Here is a 15,406-nt window from a genome sequence, read left to right on the forward strand (position 1 = left end):
GTATCCACCTAAGTTAAGTGGATACGAGGCTCCTACGCGCGGGAGGGGAACTCAAGATGGGTGAACTGGACGCTCACCAAAAAGGCGCATTGCGACTGCCTACTTTTATCGACTGGGAGGAAAGTCCGACGCGCCTCGTTTGCATGACCTTTTCACGCTCTTCGACCATATCGAACTTCAGTTCGGAGCGCTCTATCAGCGTTTTGTCAAGATGCGCCGCGACCTTGGGCCTGGCATCTATCTCTATCTGGCAACGCGAAGAGGCATGACTTTTTACGTTGAGCATCGTTTTGCAAGTCTGGTTTGGGGCTTAGAAGCACTGCATCGGCGCAGTAAACCATCCCAAATCACGGCCCTCGACAAAAAGATTGAACGGATTCTCAATGACATCCAACTGGCGAAAGACAAAAGGTGGCTAAGTGGGAGGCTGGCCTACGCAGCTGAGCCATCGCTTGAAGAGCGCTTGTTCGAGCTTTTCGACTCCCTCCTTTCTCCTCTGGACGTAGAGAAAAATGCGACAAGAGAGTTTGCAAAGCGATGCGCCGATGTTCGAAATTTGATTTCACATTTCGGAGGACGCCGCGACGCAGATAGCGAATCACTGACGATGGAGGCCCAAGCGTTGTCCGAAGTCCTTGGCTTTATCTATCACCTGTTGCTACTACAAGAATTGGGCATTGAATCGGTCCGCTTGCGTTCACTGCTGTATGAATCCCACGCAACCTTTCGCGGGCGCCATTGGTGCAGGCAGATTGGACTTCTACCGCCGGAGAAAGCGTGAGACAAGCAGCATCGCGACGGCTGAGACACGGCTGAGACACGGCTGAGGCAGACGACCGCCAACGGTTGACGCGGCGTGCGCAGCGAACCCTGCAAGGGGAGCGCTGCGGCAGAATGCGCCGAGATCCAACTGCCTCCTTCCCCATGAGCCCTATCGTCGAACCCAAAAGCCACGGACCTGCAGGTCACTCCATCGGATCGTTTGAGATGGAGGTCGCTCGCGTGTGCAAGGAGCACCTGGAAACCGGTCGGGCGAAAGCATTTGCGTTCGTGTTCGCAAATTTCACCGATGGCGTGACCCTGGACATCATTTCCGATCACGCATGCAATCGAGAACTGCATCGGCTGTCCGGCTCAGACCTCACCATCTTCTTCCTGTGGTCCCCGAAGGACCGGTACTCCGCAGACGAGTTCAACGAAGTCATGATGGGCAAGCTCGGTCTACCTGCGGATCAGCATCTCCCGTGCATCGTGTTCTTCCGTCTGGAGGGGGACAAAGCAGTCTGCATCGAACCCGTTTCGCTGGTCTCCGACTGGTTGCGTGGCTACAAGGTGTTGCACGAGGCCGTCGAACGCTTCCTGGCCGGCAATCAACAGGCGGCCTATCTGGATGACGTCGAGTTCAAGGACATCCCCGTGAAGGACCTCACGCGAATGCTCCTCGCGACCTTTTCGACACCTGGGTAGACGGTGCAGTTCAGGCCGGCACATTGTCGGTAGTGCGCGCCGTCTCGATGCCATCCATGCCCTGCCCGCCCTCGCCCGCTCGCGCCGGGAACGTTGGGCTGGTGTTCTCGCGCAGCGGCGGTGCCGCTCCTGCCTCTTCCTGCGCCTCGGGTGCGACGATCGCCGGCCCCTCGCCTTGGATATACGGGTCCTTGATGTTCATCGCCGCGGTCTGCGCCGGCGTCGGGAAGTTGGGGTCGTCGCCGCCTGGGGTGGGCCGCCTGTAGCCGGCGCCCTGCATGATGGCGTCGGCGATCGGCGCAATCATCGGCATCTGCGCCACCTGCGCGCCGCCTTGCATGGCCGCGAACGCTGCCTGCACACCGGTCTGCACTGCCTGCGCCATCACCTGCTTGATCTGCGCATCGGTCAGGCGCTCCTTCATGTCGAGCTCGCGGGCCTTCAGGTCGTGGCCAGCCAGCTTGACCTCCTGCGCCACGCGCTCCTGGATCTGCTTCTCGATGTCCTCCGGCGAGGCCTGCTGGCCAGCGGCGCGCAGCGCTTCCACCAGGTCCCGCTTGAACGGCACGTCCATGAGGCTGGCCAGGAACGGCATTGCCGCGGCCTGGTACTGTGCCGGCAGACTCTTCACGGCCTCGCTCATAGCGTTGAGCTGCTGACCGCGGTAGCTCGAGCTGCTTGGCACGTCCTCAAGCGCGACCTTCAGGCGCGTGCGCTGCAGGTCGTTGCTCAGGTAGGCCACGCCCGTCTTCGGATCGGTCTCGGGCTTGTTGATGAGGATTGTGCGATCGGGCGTGATGGCATCGCCCTCGATGACGATGGTGTGCGGCTCGCGCCCCATGTCCTCCACGATCATCGCCAGCAGCAGTTCGCCGACCTGGGACCGCGCGGCTTTGAAGTTGTCCATCAGGTGCGCGAGACCCTGGTTCGCCTGCTCCACCTGCGTCTCTTCCTGCACCCCGCTGGTGGCGGTGCCGCGCCGGCCGGAGAACGCCGAGGCGGCCGCCGGCGACACGCGCTCCAGCGCCATGCGCGCATCGTTGAGCATCTGCAGTTGCTGGTCGGTGAGCTGCACGTCGCGCTTCACCTCGAATCGCGCGCCCTGCTGCGCCATGTGTGCGGGGTCCAGCACGATGTCGGCGTTGCGGCGCCCGACTTGCCGACGCAGCTGCTCATCGGTCATCGCCACCGCGCCCTTGGTGCGCTCAACGCGATATGCGGTCATGCCCCACGTCATCGCCGCGGTGCCGCTGTTGAGCCGGTCCTGCTGGAAGATCATGCCGCGCACCAGGCCATACGGCACGCGCGTGCCGTCTTCGCGGTACCCCCAGAACGGCACGTAGGGGAAGTGCCGATGGGTGTACGGGCTGGGGCCGTCATGCAACCGGTGCGGCCCGAGCCAGAAACTGCGGCGCACGCGGGGGATGACCGCGTGCTGCGGCCGCACGAAACCGCGCGCCAGCGAGTAGTTGTGCACTGGGTTCTCGGCGTCGTACTCCACAACGCGGCCGTCGGGAGACCGCAGGACCGTCGCCTCCGCCCAGCGGCGGTACCAGACCTCTGCCACGCTCATGTCCTTGCTGACCGGGTCATACCAGTTGTGCTCGGCCACAGTCCAACCGCGCGCTGCATCCCAGGCGCCGGTCGTCAGCCCGGTCGAGCCACCGCCGTCAAGCGCTTCCGGAGAGAGGTTCACCCACCAGGACTGGCCATGCCGACCGCATTCGAGGATGAGCTCGCGATGCTTCGGGAACACCTTGGCGATGCGGCTCGGTTGCAGCCAGCGTTCGCGCCGCAGGTATCGCGCATCGCTCAGGTCATCCTCCTTGGCATAGAAGTCCCAGTGGATCTCGTTGCGGTGCACAGAGGAGCACCGGTACGGGTACTTGAAGGGGTCCGACTCACGCGAGACCTCCACCCATCCAAGGCCGACGGCCGCCTGAGGGCGGAAAGCCTTCGAGCACGCCTGGTCGGCCTTCGAGTGGCGCTCGGCCTCGTTGAGTCGGAAGTTCAGGGCGTCGGCGACGTCCTGGCCGTCCGGCTGCCCGTTGGGCGAGACACGCCAATCGGTTCGCACCGTGGCCTCGTAGCCCTGAATGGCCAGCAGCGCGGGCCCGATGAGGTCTTCCTTCGCCGGCGGAATGCCAAGGTCCTTCTGTGCACGCAGCAGCTCGGTGTCGAGCTGGTTGCCGTCGGCATAGTCGAGCTCCTTGTCTGCAACCCCGCGCCACGGCGGCTGCTGCTCGATCTCGTAGATGAACTGGCGGTATTCCTCCAGGGTGAGCGCGCCGTTGGCGTCCATCTCTTCCTCAATGCTCGGGGTGGTGGTGCTGTTGTTCATGTTCATTGGGTGCTCCTACGCGCGCCAGTCGGAGACGGGTGCTTCGACGTAGGCGGTGTTCTGGGTGAGGTTGGCCAGCAGGCCCAGCTCCTTGGCCTGGGCCCATTGCCGTAGCGCGTCCGCGCCTTCGGTGCAGCCGTTGCTCTTGTCGGGCTGGTCGATGAAGCGGTTCTCGGAGGTGCTGTACTTCTTCTTGTAGCCCTGGATGCGCTCGATGCCCTGCTTCGTGCCATCGAGGTCGAAGAAGGCGCCCTTGATGTGCTTGCGCACGCTGTAGATGCCGGTCATCAGCTCGGTGACGCGCGGCACGATGAAGAATGCCTGGCCGGGCATCAGAAGCTGCAGCTGCTCTCGGGTGCTGCGGTTGTAGTCGCCGAGCCGCTTGTGGTCGGCGTCGTGGGGCAGGAAGTGGCCACCGTAGAGGTAGCCGCGCTCTTGAAGGTGCCGCGCATAGTGGCGCAGGTCCTCCTCGTGCTCCTCGTAGTAGCCAATGAAGCGGTCTTCGTTGCGCAGCATCTGCATGAACCAGATCGCCGTGCCATCGCTGTTCCCGATGTCCCAGAAAGTGAACACGGGCAGGTCCAGCAGCGGCACCTGGCAGATGGCGCCGCGCTTGCGCAGCAGCACCATGTCTTTCGCGTAGTAGTGGCCGGCGGTGGACTGCTGGAATGCCTCCTCGGGAGTCGAGGGGTACTCCTGCCACATGCGCTCCTCTTTACCGGAGAAGTCGTTGCGCAGCTTCTCGACGTACCAGGCGCGCTGGCCCGGGTCGATCTTGACGTCGACCTTCGTCTCCAGCTCGTCGAAGTAGTCGTGCTGCTCGGCGCTGATCGGAACACCGACCGGGTCGATCGAGTAGTTCGGGTCCTGCCACCAGGCGTAGAAGTGGAAGCGGTACTGGCTGGGCGTGAGCTTTCGCGCTCCTGCCACCAGTGCCTGCGCGCGCTGGCATATCTCATAGAACTCGCCCTCGGTGCCTTCGGCGGTGCTCTCGATGACCAGGATGCCCGACAGCGGCACGGCCTGGAACGAGCCCGTGACGACTTCGTTGGCCTTCGCGGGGAACTTGGCGCAGATCTTCCCGAACTCGGAGACGTGCAGGCGGTGGATGGTGCCGCCGCGCACGCTGGTGGCCACGCGGATGCTGCTGTTGTTGTGGCCGAACAGCAGTTCCTTCGTGCTGGCCCGGGCAAGCGGGAAGCGCTGGCGAATCTCCTCGGGCAGGTGGTCGTAGGCGAAGACCACCTTGTCGCGGAAGATGGCCTCGGCCGTCTCGCGGTCCTGGGCGATCATGCCGCAGCGCTGGTTCCCATTGAACAGGGCGTGGTCGAGCCAGAGGATGGCAATCAGCGTGGTGAAGCCGAGTTGCCGGGCCTTGAGGATGGCATTGCGGTGCCAGAGCCGCGTGATGAAGCGCCGCTGGGCCCGGTTGGGCTTGAACGGCATGACGAAGGAATCGCCTTCGTCGATGATCTCGCCCTCGTCGTTCTTGACCGGCTCGCCCTTGACGATGATCTGGTACAGGCAGCCGCTGAACAGGCGCCATTCCGGGTCGCGCAGACAGCGCTCGAGCTCCGCCGCGTTGGTGGGCAGGAGCTCGGCGTGCTTGGCGATGTGCGGCCCGCGCTTGGGCCGGCGCCGGTTGTCCCAGCGATGCCCCAGCTGCACGTCGACCGCGCGGCCGGCCTCTACGTCCAGCGCAGTGTCGTCTTCGTCGAGCGTGCCCGCGTCGGCCAGGCGCGCGGCCTGCTTAGCCTGGGCGGCCATCGTCGACATCCTCCCGCGGCATCAGGCTGTTGGGGCCCGTCGGGGCCTCAGGCGTCTCCGGGTCGTTGGCGACCGGTCGGAACCCATTGCCGTTTCCATTCGCAATGCTGTGCAGCAGCGCGGCCAGCGGGTCGGTCTTCTGCTGGTTGTCCTTCTCGTAGAGACCGAGGTGCTTGAACAGCTTCTCCATCGCCGCGCCCTTGTCGTGCATGGCGATCTCGATGCCGAACTTCGTCATCTTGGCGCCGGCGTAGAGGGCTTGCGCACGTGGCGACAGGCGCCGCGTGTCGGCCAGCACGGCGCGCGCGTGTCCATCGCCGCCGCAGTCTGGGCAGGATGGATGCGGTGGCTTGAGCGGATCGAAGCCGATGCCGCCCTTCTCGTCGAAGTCGGCCAGGTTGCCAGCCTTCAGGGCGTGCTGCTCGCGATCGTGGTTGAACTCGCCCACGGTGCGCTGGAATTTGAAGCCCTCGCCCCAGCAATGCCGGCAGCAGCCGACCTTCACCTGGACCAGTTCTCGCGGGTCGGCCAGCATGATGTTCCACGCTTCCGTCACCACGCGATCGGCATCGACTTGGGTGCGCTCCTGTTGCAGCTTCCGTGCGGCAGCAATGGCAGCCTGGATGTACGGTTTTGACAGGTTCTCGGAGGCCATCTGCCGGGCGCTGTCCGGGCTGTAGCCGGCTCGGATGGCAGCCTGTGTCCCGTTCAGGTCCACCAAGTACTCGTCTACAAAGCGCTGCTGCAGGTCAGTGACAACGATCTGGGCAGGTTGGGATGCTGGTGCTGGTCGAGCAGGTCGGGCCGGCTTCTTCTTCTTCGTCTTGGCGGGCGGAGCCTTCTTGCGCGCAAGTGCGCCCTCGGCCTTCTTGGGGGCCGCGGGCTTGGTGGTGGTCTTCTTCGGTGCGGGTGCCTGCTTCTTGGCAGGCTTGCGAGTTGCCATGCGCGCGAGTGTTCCGCGCGCCAGCGAGCCGGTCGAACCCTAGAGGGGGATAGAAGGGCTCCGCGAATCGGCGGCTGACGAGACCTCTGGAGCGACCTCTTCGCCAGTCAGAGGCATTGATGTGGCGACAGCCAAATTGGAGACTTGTCCGAAGAGCGACTGCATCCCCGCGGCATTTCGTTCAGCTTCCTCCATTTGTGCCTGCCTGATTGCCGTCGCTTGGTGGAGAGGCCCCGTCAGTGGACGGTGCTGTGTCAACAGCCTGCTGCTCTTCGGCCCCGACAGCGGCCCTTGCCGCAAGAAGCTCTGTAAGGCTTTCATCTGCTTTCCTTTCTGACTCTGCATCAGCTCGGGCGTGCAGTTCCACCGTCTCGCGGTACACGGTGTCGAACTGAGCCAATACGTGGTCGCCGATCTCGAAGTGCTGGCCCAGCCCACGCACCGCGAACATGTCGGTGTCCTCTCCAACCCCAGGAGCTACCTCTGCCCTCTTTTTTGCGCTGAAGGTCAACCAGAGAGTTTTGGTAAAGCCCGCATTCTTCCCGTGCCTGGAGAACATCAAATGGGAGTTCGAGTGATACCACCCGTTCCCAATCGCAGCGAAACCCGCAGCGTCATGACAAGAGATTGTTGCCCCATCGGCGACGTAGATGTGCGCACCCGTTCGATCAACGCCTGCAATGATTGCCTCCACACGCGGAAATGCCTTTGTGATCATTTCCGTCGCAAGGCTCGAGACCAGTTGCGAGGACATCTCCGTCTGCCGCGAGATGAACGTTTCCAAGGTCAGACCGAGGGGGCCCAGAAACTCGCTTGCAGCGCGCCTGGCGCGCAACTCGCTGTGTACCTGCGAATACATGGCCGCGATCTCGCTTATGCGCATCCATTCGGGGGGAGGTTCCACGCTAAGCATCGCATTGATCCTGTCTCTCATGAGAGCCACGATCTCGGCCTGAATGGTCATCTCGCCTGCAACCATCAACACCGCTGAAGTTGTGAGCTCATAGCACTTCGAAACCGGCGGCTGGAACTGGACATTTCCAGCCGTCAGCATGCGGTCCGAAGCTCCGATAACAGATGCGCTTGTTTCGCAGATAGCTGCCACACAGACGGTCATGATTCCCCACTCCTGCGGTCAGGATAGCTGAAAGCCCGAACCCAGACCATTGGTGCGACGCCCAAAAGAAAGCCCGCCAGGTGTACCCTGGCGGGCAAACGTGCGGTCGAGGCCGCGCGAGGAGACAACTGTCCGGCGAAGGCGCCGGGGGTTCGGTCCATCCGACTACGCACGCAATGTGCGCTGGACCGTGCGGTTCTCGTCCTACCCTGCACCCCCTGGGACAAGCAGGGGAAATGTCGGGAGTGGCTTACCCCCCACTCCAACGTCAGGGCTGACGCCATGTTCGGGGTCCGTGATCGGTGAGGGAATGTTCGCGCGAGCCGTCGATGCGACGAATCCCTACAGGGGGTTGGCGGGCGGTGCCCATAATGGGGTCATGACTCTCGTCGGGCACGCGTCCTGGGCCGAGAAGACACTGATCGACTGCGGCCGCTTCTACCCTCCGGACTGCAAGACGCCGGAGGCGCGCCTGCGCTATTACGCCAGCATCTTTCCGCTGGTCGAGGTGGACAGCAGCTACTACGCCATCCCCTCCCAGACGAACACGCACAACTGGGCGGCCCACACTCCCGATGGCTTCGTCTTCAACGTCAAGGCCTTCCGCTTCTTCACCGGGCACCAGACCGACGTGCAGGTGCTGCCGCGCGGCGTCAAGGAACTGCTGCCTGGCCGGAAGCGGCTCCTCTACCGCGACACCGCCGACGAGGTGAAGGATGCGCTGTGGGAAGCCTTCTACCAATCGCTCGAGCCGCTGCGCCTGAACGGAAAGCTCGGCTTAATCCACTTCCAGTTCCCGCCTTCCGTGGTGCCGAGCCCTCGGGTGGTCACTCACCTCGAGTCCATCCGCCAGAAGCTGCCGCGGGACACGATCAGCATCGAGTTCCGGCACAGCAGCTGGTGGGACGGCACGAGGCGGACCGTCGAGACCTTGGCCATGCTGCGCGCGCTGAGCGCCGTGCACACGGTGGTCGACGGGCCGCGGGGCGTCAACAACAGCGTGCCGCAGGTCTGGGAGGTCACGAACCCGAACTACGCGCTGGTGCGACTGCACGGGAGGAACACTGAGACGTACAACGCGGCGGTGTCCTCGCCGGCGGAGCGGTTCTCCTATGAGTACTCGGACGACGAGCTCAAGGGCATCGTCGCCGAGACGGTGCGACTGGCCTACAAGGCCCGCAATGCGCACATGATCTTCAACAACTGCGACGAGGACAAGGGCGTCCGCAACGGGATGACGGCGCTGAAGATGCTGGTGCAGTACGGCGACGGCCGCATGCCCGACTTGAAGGACCCGTTCCACCCGAACGGCGTGCTGGCCAGCGTGTCGGTCGAGGAGCTGTCCGCCGCATCGAGTCAACTGCCACCGCCTGTGAAGGGAGAGCCCGAGATGCGGGACGCCGAAGTCGATGTCGAGCGCGTCGGGCGCATGCGCATCACGTTCCAGCTACGGGAAATGCGGCACCACAAGAGCAGCCATATGCACTGGTCTGCCGTCTTCGCTCAGCCGATCTAAAGTTCCAGCCCGAAACGGGCAGCAACGTTGGCACAGCCAATGGCTTAGCGCCCCACTAAGCATCGATTGACACGCCACTAATTCACCACTAAGATCGCGCTAACACCAACACTAAAGGACCGTTAACCATGGGCCCCGATCTTTTGCGCTATCTGGAATCTGCGCTGGACTCCTTCATCTCTACGAGCATCAACCGTGTCTCGGAAACCGGCGTGATGGATCACGAGTATCGCCTGACCGTGCAGGAAATTCGCAGCGCGGGTCTCCGCCAGCGGTTTGGCGACACCTTCATCGACGAAATCGTTTCCTTCTTCGAAGGGAACCGCGTGGGGGCCACCTACAACCCCCGTAGCGAATCGTTCAGCGTGGCGCTGGGCCTCGGGCACGTGGTTCTGAACGCGAGCCAAGCAGGAGCTCTGACCAGCGCCATGAACCACTATCGCATGGAAAGCTAGCAAGCTCATCCTGCCTACAGTACGACAGCGGACCGTGATTCGGTCCGCTGCAACGCAGCCCACATTCAGGCCGAGCTACACCGCTTGCTCAAATCGTGAGCCATTGGCCGCCGCCCTCCCTTTCCTGTCGGGAATCGCAAACAACTGCCGCTGATCCGGGTCCACCTTCGACTCCAACGCCGCGACCTGGCGTCGCAGGTGCTTGATCTGTTCACCCATTTCGGCCGCCAGGAGCGCCGTGTTCCTGCCCGTCTCGATGGCCGCTGCCTGCGCGGCGGCGCCGGCCATGAGGTTCGCGAGCGCCCTGTCCTCGCGCGGGGTGAGCGTGAGCACCTCGTCGCCAATCTCGATCTTGACCATGCCGTCGGGCATCACGGTCTTCGACATCGGCCGGGCCGGCGGGTGCCGTGGCGCCGGCACGTACACCCCACGCTGCACGCGCAGGATAGCGCCGTCATCGGCCAGCGTGCCCAGGCGGTCGTCGATCACGCTCAACTTCAAGCCGGTGAGCTCGGCCAGCGTCTCGCGGGTGACGATCTGCTCCTGGTTGAACAGATCCTGCACGGCTTCGAGCACCAGGGCGGTTGTGGATTTGCGGGCATCAGCCAATTTGTTCTCCTCGTGAATTGCTCGGCATCGCTCAGAGGAGCGACATCATTAATTTGTAGACCGCGATGACAAGCGCCGAGCTGGCAAACACGACTGGCCACAGGAGCGACATCGACTCCTTGGAATTCACCATCGCGTAAGCCCTCGAGCGCCAGATCAGCGCCCGCTGCCTGCGCGTGTCGATGTAGATGCTTCCCTGAATGGTGTTGCCAGTCGCTCCAGCCCCCCGATCGTTCCAGTCGGCGCTGGCTTCAACGCTTTCGTTCCCGTTCGAGGGCAACGGCGCGTTGCGAGCCCTGATCGACACGGCATCAGGTTGCCGGCCCAACTGATCGACCAGCGTCTGCGGACACACCTGGTTGAAGAGGACCGCCATCTGCTCATGCGCATCTTTGGGATACGCGCCGTCGCGAAACCACTTTGCGACATCGCGCAGGTAGATCCGCTGGAACAGGACCCCGTAGCGCACGGCGACGGTCTCATCGAAAAGCTTCCAGGCCTTGTCAACTTCCTCTGACCAACGGTAGCGCCAAGCCATGTAGCCGAGCATTGCCAGGGCGGCCACCCAGACTTTCCAGTCTGCGACCTGCACCGTCTGCGCGCCCGCCGCGCTCTTGATCGAGAAAAGCCGCTCGAGCACATCGGGCAGAGACACGTTGAACCAAGCAACGCCGATGATGACGGCGCTCGTGACAATGAGATTGCGGCGGATTTTGTCGTCGTCGTCCATGTGGTGGGTCTCCTTCTCCGGGGTGGTGCTTTATACGATGGGCCGGACGCGAGCAAGCGCCCATTCGGCGGCGCGGCGCTCGCGTGGTGTGGCTGGCTGCATGCCCGCCACGATGTCTTGCCAGATGGCAACCATCCAGCGGTGGGCGGCTGCGAACCGCTCCACCTTCTCGGCGGCCGGCGCCGGACCTTGGTCGAGCCAGCGGTGGCAGCGCACGCATCCCCACACGGACCATTGGTCGTCTGCCTTGCGCGCGCCGGCCTTGCCGTGCACCGACCAGTTGCTGTGACACGCGACCGTGGTGGCAGTGTCGCCCGTGCACGTATCGGGCACCTGCAGCAGGCAGCGCTGGCCCTTGGCCATGTCCAACAGCGTGCGGTTCTCCTGCTTCACGGTCTTCGGCATTGCCCCGCGAAAGTCGGCGTCGTTGATCGCAACCATGCTCACGATGCGACCCGACACCGGCAGCACCTTCGCAATCACCGTGACGTCTGGGCCTGAAGCCAGACCCACACCGATGACCTCGGGTCGACGGCGCTTGAACTCGGTGCGCATGAGTGGGGCACTGCGCTTCATAGGCCGAAGTCCAGTACCAACGAAGGCTCGATCAGGCCCGGCATGTCGTCGATCCATACGTTGACGGCATAGCCGGCCTTAGCCGCGGCGTGCTTCTTGTAAGGCTGGCCGCCCGTGCACACGATGGGCACGCTGTCAGGCATGCGTGGCTCGCGCGAGAAGTCGGGCGGCGCCCGGCGCGCGGTGACGCACACGACTGCGTGGCCGCGCGCCTGCGCCGTCGCAATGAACTGGCGCCACAGGTCTGGATCGGCCGTGAAGGTGTCGTCGTAGTCCAGGCCGAAGAGGACACGCTTCATGGCATGACCCGATTGCACCAATGGCGCCAGAGATCGGAAAAGATTGCGCCGCCGAGGAGCTGGCACACGGACTCGTAAGGAACGCTCATGACGTGCGCGATGGTTGGCGCGGCCTGCCCTTGCTCGCAGAAGCGGCGAAACACTTCTGCCGCCTGCTCGTGGGTTATGCCGCCGTCCAGCTGTGCATTCGCCGGTCGCGGAAACGGAACTACCGTCATGCGAACACAGCTCCGATGATTTCACCCGTGTCCGGGTCCACTTGCATCCGTTCCCACTGCTCGAAGCTCGCGGAGAACGTCACGCCCAGTTCGGTGGCGGCGAACGCACTCACCCTGTCGATGAGCTGGCTATAGCCTTTCACGCCCAGGTCCTCGCTGCTCACGCGCTCCCGGCGGCGCACCTTCTTGCCCGTGAGCGGATTCTTGGACGTGACGGTCTTGTGACCCAGGTACTCGGCGCGGAAATGTTCCTTCCAGACCGCCAGCGAGACCTGCGCGCCGTGCGGCCGCGCCTGGGCCGCGATGCTCTTCAACACTACGCCGTGGTAGTACTTCCGCTGCCGGTCGGTCTTCGCGTCCTCGTGCAGGCGGATCTCGATCTCCAGGCGCCGGCCCGCGGCCCACTGCTCCTTGCACCACGGCGCGACACGTTCGAGGAAACTGGTGCGGGCCCGCTCCTGGTCGGGCCATACGACATTGAGGGCGAGGTCGGTCATCGAGCGGTTCTCCGGTATGGCCACGCCACCATGGCAGCGTCGCGTTCGTGTTGGTTGCTGCGCGCGGACCAGCGGGTCACAAGCGCGAAGGCTTCCGCGTCCAGCTTGGCGCCCTTGGTGGTCGGGCTGATGCCGTGGGCGGGAATGCCGAGGTCGGCGCAGATGGCAGTGATGAGGCTGCACCAGGCATCCACCTGGCCCAGCGAGCGGGCGGTGGCCAGCGCCGCGCCGTAGTCCTTCTTCGTGCGCGCGTTCCAGGCACGTCGCTCGAGCCGGCTGTCCTCGAACACCACGCGCGCAGGCATGTAGTGGCGCAGGTTGTGCTCGATGGAGTGAGGCTCGATGGTCTTCAGGAACGTGATGGCGCCACCGTCGAAGGCGGCCAGCCCGGTGCTTGCGCCGGGGTCGATGCCGAGGATGTGAACCGTCACAGCAACGCTCCTTGCGGCGAGGTGCGCAAAGCGTCCATGCGCGCGGCCGCGGTCTTGACCGCGTCGTGCCCGTCCTTCCACTCTTCGCCCCAGATGGTTCGCAGCGCCGCCTTGTACTCGTCGCGCAGCGTGCCATCCTTGCGGGAGCGCCAGTACTCTGGCCCGTTGGCGATTCCCCGGGCGAGGCATTCGCGGCAGTTGGCGGTGTAGCCCGGCCAGTCAGCGCGCACAGCCGCGCGGGCGCAGTTCGGGCACGTCATGCGCGGCGCCTTTCCGCATCGTTGGCGGCGTCAAGACCCGTAAAAGGCGTGGCGCGGTAGTTGCGCCAACGATCGCCAGACCGCACCGCCTGCACCGTGGCCTGGCTCACGTCCATTTCGCGCGCGAGACACCGGGTGCTCTTCTCGCTCGCGAGGATCAGGGCGACCCTCTCGTCGGTGAGCTTCCCCGTGGTCTTTCGCTTCGCTGCCGCAATGGCGTTCCGGTGCAGCAGCGTCTTGGGCTTGCCCTTCAGCTTCACGCCACGGTTCGCGCGCTGCATGTGCTCGAACAGCACGCAATCCTCCGGGTTTGCGCAGGTCATCACGACCATGGTGGCCCGATCAAGCCTCCGGCTGCGGATTCCCCAGACGCGCCTGCGCACAGAGCGTTCCGTGCCAGCCCAAGCGGCGTACATGGCGGGGCCGCGTTGGGGGTCAAGGCGGCCGGTCCACAGCATGCAACCGTCGACCGCGCGGCAACGCCCATAGATCTCGGCCAGTTGCTCCTCCTTCGACGGGCTCCACGCGGCTGCAGCGAGGTGCCGACTGCCGCCGAGGCGCACGAACTTCACGGCGCCGCTGGCCAACAGGCCGTCAATGACGGGGCGCAGGAGCACGGCCGCGGTCCTTGTCCGCGCCAGGTCGGGCCACCGAACGGGCTTCATCCGGATGCAGGCGAACACCTCGTCAGAATCGACTTCAATGTTAGGAGAGCGCTTCGTCATGCCAGTTCGGGCTCCGGTGTCGGGGTGAAAGCACCGTCGTTGGCCGACGCGAGGGTTGCGAAGTGAATGGCGCAGTCGTTCAGGGTTCGGCGCGCGACGGCGCGGGCGACTGCGATCCCGTCTTTCACACGCGAGGTCAGCAGGCCGGATTGCTGCAGGTGCCTCTCCGACACAGCTATCTCGTGCAGGATGCGCTGCGCGGAAACGGCGACGCGGGTGTTGGTGACGGCATTTGTCATGCGGGTACTCCTTGTCGTTGCTCCACCGCCTGGCGAATGCGCGCGGTGTACTGGGGAAACGTCTCGCGGCTGACGCTGAGGTCGTGCTCGTTCCATCGGCCCAGGCCGAGCTCTTCGCCCTTCGCTTCGATGGTCGAGCGGTTTTCGTCCCAAGGCTTCTCGGGCATGCCCACTCCGGCGGCGATCTGCGCCGCCTCGCCTAGCTGGCGCTTCACGATGCCGAGCAGGTAAGCGAAGCCCTTGGGCGGGGTGGACTTGGCGCAGATGTCGGCCGCGGCCTCGAAGGTCTCGACGGGTACACCCTTCGCGATCAGAGCGACGAGTTCCGGGTTCGACGGATTGACGTCGGCCACCTTCCTCGCCTTGATCGCGCGGCAGACCTCCCCTGCCTTCGTTGGGCTTTGCCCATCCACCCCCCCACCCACGGCCGTAGTTCGGGGGTGGTGGTGGTTTTCTTCTTTACCAGTACTGGTTCCGGTTCCGGTTCCGGTGCCGTCTCTCCCGGTGTCGCTCCGGGTGTCGTCCTGCTGGTGTCCTTCGTCTGTCCCATGGGACAGACACGTCCTTTCCGCCTCCTTCCGTTGGCGGTACTCGGCCTTCCGACGGCGCTCCGCCTCGCGAGCGGCCAGCATCTCCAGGACGCGCTTCGTCACCGTGTCGTGATACAGGCGGCCGTCCTCGGCCTCCCACCAGCCGCGCATGAGTTTGGAGCGCACCTTGGCGAAGGTCTTCATCGGCATGCCGATGCGCACCGCGATGAGCTCGTCTTCGTTGGGCAGCGAGCCACAGGGCTCCTGGCGCCAGGCCGAAAGCCACAGCATCAGCAACCACGGCTTCACGTCCGCTGGCGCCAATGCCCACGTGTCTGACTGCTCGATGCGCTCGTGGTCGAGCTCAAAGCGCCAGCCCTTCGCGCGTGTGTCTGCGGGGTATGGAACTGGCCGGCTCATGCTTGGGGACGCCCTTCTCGTAGCGCCGCATTTGCCAGGCGGTGCGCCGCGCGTTGTAGCCGAGCGTTGAACCAGCGGCGCAGCACGTACTGCCGCACGATCGAAATGGCGGTGTAGATCAGGCTGATGGCTACGTTCTCGGCCGCGCTAGGGTGGAAGCCGAACCGCGGGAACACCAGCTGGTTCGCAATGACGGACACGGCCAAGCCGATGCACACGTTCATCAGCGTTTCGATGAGGGAGCCGAGGCGGGTTTGGTTCATGCC

20 protein-coding genes are annotated in these 15,406 nt (G+C 64.2%); 4 read left to right on the top strand and 16 right to left on the bottom strand.

Annotated elements, in window-relative coordinates:
- Nucleotides 1–139 precede the first annotated feature (139 nt).
- Nucleotides 140–781: a HEPN domain-containing protein gene (locus AB6807_RS24650; protein ID WP_371086599.1), complete on the top strand. Its 642-nt coding sequence runs from the start codon at nt 140–142 to the stop codon at nt 779–781.
- Between the two features lie 143 nt (nt 782–924).
- Nucleotides 925–1,467, top strand: coding sequence for a hypothetical protein (locus AB6807_RS24655; RefSeq protein WP_371086600.1), 543 nt, complete (start codon nt 925–927; stop codon nt 1,465–1,467).
- A gap of 10 nt (nt 1,468–1,477) precedes the next feature.
- Here the strand turns inward: AB6807_RS24655 and AB6807_RS24660 are convergent, their stop codons facing one another.
- From AB6807_RS24660 to AB6807_RS24675, 4 genes are all read right to left on the bottom strand, one after another.
- The gene (locus AB6807_RS24660; protein ID WP_371086601.1) at nt 1,478–3,814 is read right to left on the bottom strand and encodes a hypothetical protein; all 2,337 of its coding nucleotides are present in this window, start codon (nt 3,812–3,814) and stop codon (nt 1,478–1,480) included.
- Between the two features lie 9 nt (nt 3,815–3,823).
- A complete protein-coding gene (locus AB6807_RS24665) occupies nt 3,824–5,575 on the bottom strand; it encodes a terminase (RefSeq protein ID WP_371086602.1) in 1,752 nt (583 codons plus the stop codon).
- Entirely contained in the window at nt 5,559–6,518 is a 960-nt protein-coding gene (locus AB6807_RS24670; RefSeq protein WP_371086603.1) for a terminase small subunit, read from the bottom strand. The genes AB6807_RS24665 and AB6807_RS24670 overlap by 17 nt, the downstream gene beginning before the upstream one ends.
- A gap of 181 nt (nt 6,519–6,699) precedes the next feature.
- Nucleotides 6,700–7,635: a hypothetical protein gene (locus AB6807_RS24675; protein WP_371086604.1), complete on the bottom strand. Its 936-nt coding sequence runs from the start codon at nt 7,633–7,635 to the stop codon at nt 6,700–6,702.
- Between the two features lie 379 nt (nt 7,636–8,014).
- Between AB6807_RS24675 and AB6807_RS24680 the strand changes: the two genes are divergently transcribed.
- Both AB6807_RS24680 and AB6807_RS24685 read left to right on the top strand, forming a co-directional pair.
- Nucleotides 8,015–9,151 carry a DUF72 domain-containing protein gene (locus AB6807_RS24680; protein ID WP_371086606.1) on the top strand — a complete coding sequence of 379 codons (1,137 nt, stop codon included), beginning with the start codon at nt 8,015–8,017 and terminating at the stop codon, nt 9,149–9,151.
- Nucleotides 9,152–9,279: 128 nt separating this feature from the next.
- Entirely contained in the window at nt 9,280–9,606 is a 327-nt protein-coding gene (locus AB6807_RS24685) for a hypothetical protein (RefSeq protein ID WP_371086607.1), read from the top strand.
- Between the two features lie 75 nt (nt 9,607–9,681).
- On the opposite strand, the gene AB6807_RS24690 is transcribed toward AB6807_RS24685, so the two are convergent.
- From AB6807_RS24690 to AB6807_RS24745, 12 genes are read right to left on the bottom strand one after another with little or no spacing between them, the layout of a single operon-like run.
- Nucleotides 9,682–10,215, bottom strand: coding sequence for a hypothetical protein (locus tag AB6807_RS24690; RefSeq protein WP_371086608.1), 534 nt, complete (start codon nt 10,213–10,215; stop codon nt 9,682–9,684).
- A 31-nt stretch (nt 10,216–10,246) separates the two neighbouring features.
- On the bottom strand, nt 10,247–10,945 hold the full coding sequence (locus tag AB6807_RS24695; protein WP_371086609.1) for a hypothetical protein: 699 nt from the start codon (nt 10,943–10,945) through the stop codon (nt 10,247–10,249).
- 30 nt (nt 10,946–10,975) lie between these two features.
- The gene (locus AB6807_RS24700) at nt 10,976–11,500 is read right to left on the bottom strand and encodes a nuclease domain-containing protein (RefSeq protein WP_371086610.1); all 525 of its coding nucleotides are present in this window, start codon (nt 11,498–11,500) and stop codon (nt 10,976–10,978) included.
- Between the two features lie 17 nt (nt 11,501–11,517).
- On the bottom strand, nt 11,518–11,820 hold the full coding sequence (locus AB6807_RS24705) for a hypothetical protein (RefSeq protein WP_371086611.1): 303 nt from the start codon (nt 11,818–11,820) through the stop codon (nt 11,518–11,520).
- A complete protein-coding gene (locus tag AB6807_RS24710) occupies nt 11,817–12,038 on the bottom strand; it encodes a hypothetical protein (protein ID WP_371086612.1) in 222 nt (73 codons plus the stop codon). Before AB6807_RS24710 ends, AB6807_RS24705 begins: the two co-directional genes overlap by 4 nt.
- On the bottom strand, nt 12,035–12,535 hold the full coding sequence (locus AB6807_RS24715) for a recombination protein NinB (protein ID WP_371086613.1): 501 nt from the start codon (nt 12,533–12,535) through the stop codon (nt 12,035–12,037). Before AB6807_RS24715 ends, AB6807_RS24710 begins: the two co-directional genes overlap by 4 nt.
- Nucleotides 12,532–12,966 (bottom strand): hypothetical protein, encoded by a 435-nt coding sequence (locus AB6807_RS24720; RefSeq protein ID WP_371086614.1) that lies wholly within the window; start codon nt 12,964–12,966, stop codon nt 12,532–12,534. The genes AB6807_RS24715 and AB6807_RS24720 overlap by 4 nt, the downstream gene beginning before the upstream one ends.
- Nucleotides 12,963–13,226 (bottom strand): hypothetical protein, encoded by a 264-nt coding sequence (locus AB6807_RS24725; RefSeq protein WP_371086615.1) that lies wholly within the window; start codon nt 13,224–13,226, stop codon nt 12,963–12,965. Before AB6807_RS24725 ends, AB6807_RS24720 begins: the two co-directional genes overlap by 4 nt.
- Nucleotides 13,223–13,951, bottom strand: coding sequence for a hypothetical protein (locus tag AB6807_RS24730; protein WP_371086616.1), 729 nt, complete (start codon nt 13,949–13,951; stop codon nt 13,223–13,225). Before AB6807_RS24730 ends, AB6807_RS24725 begins: the two co-directional genes overlap by 4 nt.
- On the bottom strand, nt 13,948–14,190 hold the full coding sequence (locus tag AB6807_RS24735) for a hypothetical protein (protein ID WP_371086617.1): 243 nt from the start codon (nt 14,188–14,190) through the stop codon (nt 13,948–13,950). Before AB6807_RS24735 ends, AB6807_RS24730 begins: the two co-directional genes overlap by 4 nt.
- Nucleotides 14,187–15,140 carry a hypothetical protein gene (locus tag AB6807_RS24740; RefSeq protein WP_371086618.1) on the bottom strand — a complete coding sequence of 318 codons (954 nt, stop codon included), beginning with the start codon at nt 15,138–15,140 and terminating at the stop codon, nt 14,187–14,189. The genes AB6807_RS24735 and AB6807_RS24740 overlap by 4 nt, the downstream gene beginning before the upstream one ends.
- Complete coding sequence (locus tag AB6807_RS24745; RefSeq protein ID WP_371086619.1) at nt 15,137–15,403, bottom strand: hypothetical protein; 267 nt, start codon at nt 15,401–15,403, stop codon at nt 15,137–15,139. The genes AB6807_RS24740 and AB6807_RS24745 overlap by 4 nt, the downstream gene beginning before the upstream one ends.
- Nucleotides 15,404–15,406 lie beyond the last annotated feature (3 nt).

The sequence above is a fragment of the Variovorax sp. RCC_210 genome, from assembly GCF_041355175.1.
Classification (GTDB): domain Bacteria; phylum Pseudomonadota; class Gammaproteobacteria; order Burkholderiales; family Burkholderiaceae_C; genus Variovorax.

Coding starts and splice junctions, on each gene's coding strand:
- AB6807_RS24655 (WP_371086600.1), top strand. CDS start 925: ATGAGCCCTATCGTCGAACCCAAAAGCCACGGACCTGCAGGTCACTCC.
- AB6807_RS24660 (WP_371086601.1), bottom strand. CDS start 3,814: ATGAACATGAACAACAGCACCACCACCCCGAGCATTGAGGAAGAGATG.
- AB6807_RS24665 (WP_371086602.1), bottom strand. CDS start 5,575: ATGGCCGCCCAGGCTAAGCAGGCCGCGCGCCTGGCCGACGCGGGCACG.
- AB6807_RS24670 (WP_371086603.1), bottom strand. CDS start 6,518: ATGGCAACTCGCAAGCCTGCCAAGAAGCAGGCACCCGCACCGAAGAAG.
- AB6807_RS24675 (WP_371086604.1), bottom strand. CDS start 7,635: ATGACCGTCTGTGTGGCAGCTATCTGCGAAACAAGCGCATCTGTTATC.
- AB6807_RS24680 (WP_371086606.1), top strand. CDS start 8,015: ATGACTCTCGTCGGGCACGCGTCCTGGGCCGAGAAGACACTGATCGAC.
- AB6807_RS24685 (WP_371086607.1), top strand. CDS start 9,280: ATGGGCCCCGATCTTTTGCGCTATCTGGAATCTGCGCTGGACTCCTTC.
- AB6807_RS24695 (WP_371086609.1), bottom strand. CDS start 10,945: ATGGACGACGACGACAAAATCCGCCGCAATCTCATTGTCACGAGCGCC.
- AB6807_RS24700 (WP_371086610.1), bottom strand. CDS start 11,500: ATGCGCACCGAGTTCAAGCGCCGTCGACCCGAGGTCATCGGTGTGGGT.
- AB6807_RS24705 (WP_371086611.1), bottom strand. CDS start 11,820: ATGAAGCGTGTCCTCTTCGGCCTGGACTACGACGACACCTTCACGGCC.
- AB6807_RS24710 (WP_371086612.1), bottom strand. CDS start 12,038: ATGACGGTAGTTCCGTTTCCGCGACCGGCGAATGCACAGCTGGACGGC.
- AB6807_RS24715 (WP_371086613.1), bottom strand. CDS start 12,535: ATGACCGACCTCGCCCTCAATGTCGTATGGCCCGACCAGGAGCGGGCC.
- AB6807_RS24725 (WP_371086615.1), bottom strand. CDS start 13,226: ATGACGTGCCCGAACTGCGCCCGCGCGGCTGTGCGCGCTGACTGGCCG.
- AB6807_RS24730 (WP_371086616.1), bottom strand. CDS start 13,951: ATGACGAAGCGCTCTCCTAACATTGAAGTCGATTCTGACGAGGTGTTC.
- AB6807_RS24735 (WP_371086617.1), bottom strand. CDS start 14,190: ATGACAAATGCCGTCACCAACACCCGCGTCGCCGTTTCCGCGCAGCGC.
- AB6807_RS24740 (WP_371086618.1), bottom strand. CDS start 15,140: ATGAGCCGGCCAGTTCCATACCCCGCAGACACACGCGCGAAGGGCTGG.
- AB6807_RS24745 (WP_371086619.1), bottom strand. CDS start 15,403: ATGAACCAAACCCGCCTCGGCTCCCTCATCGAAACGCTGATGAACGTG.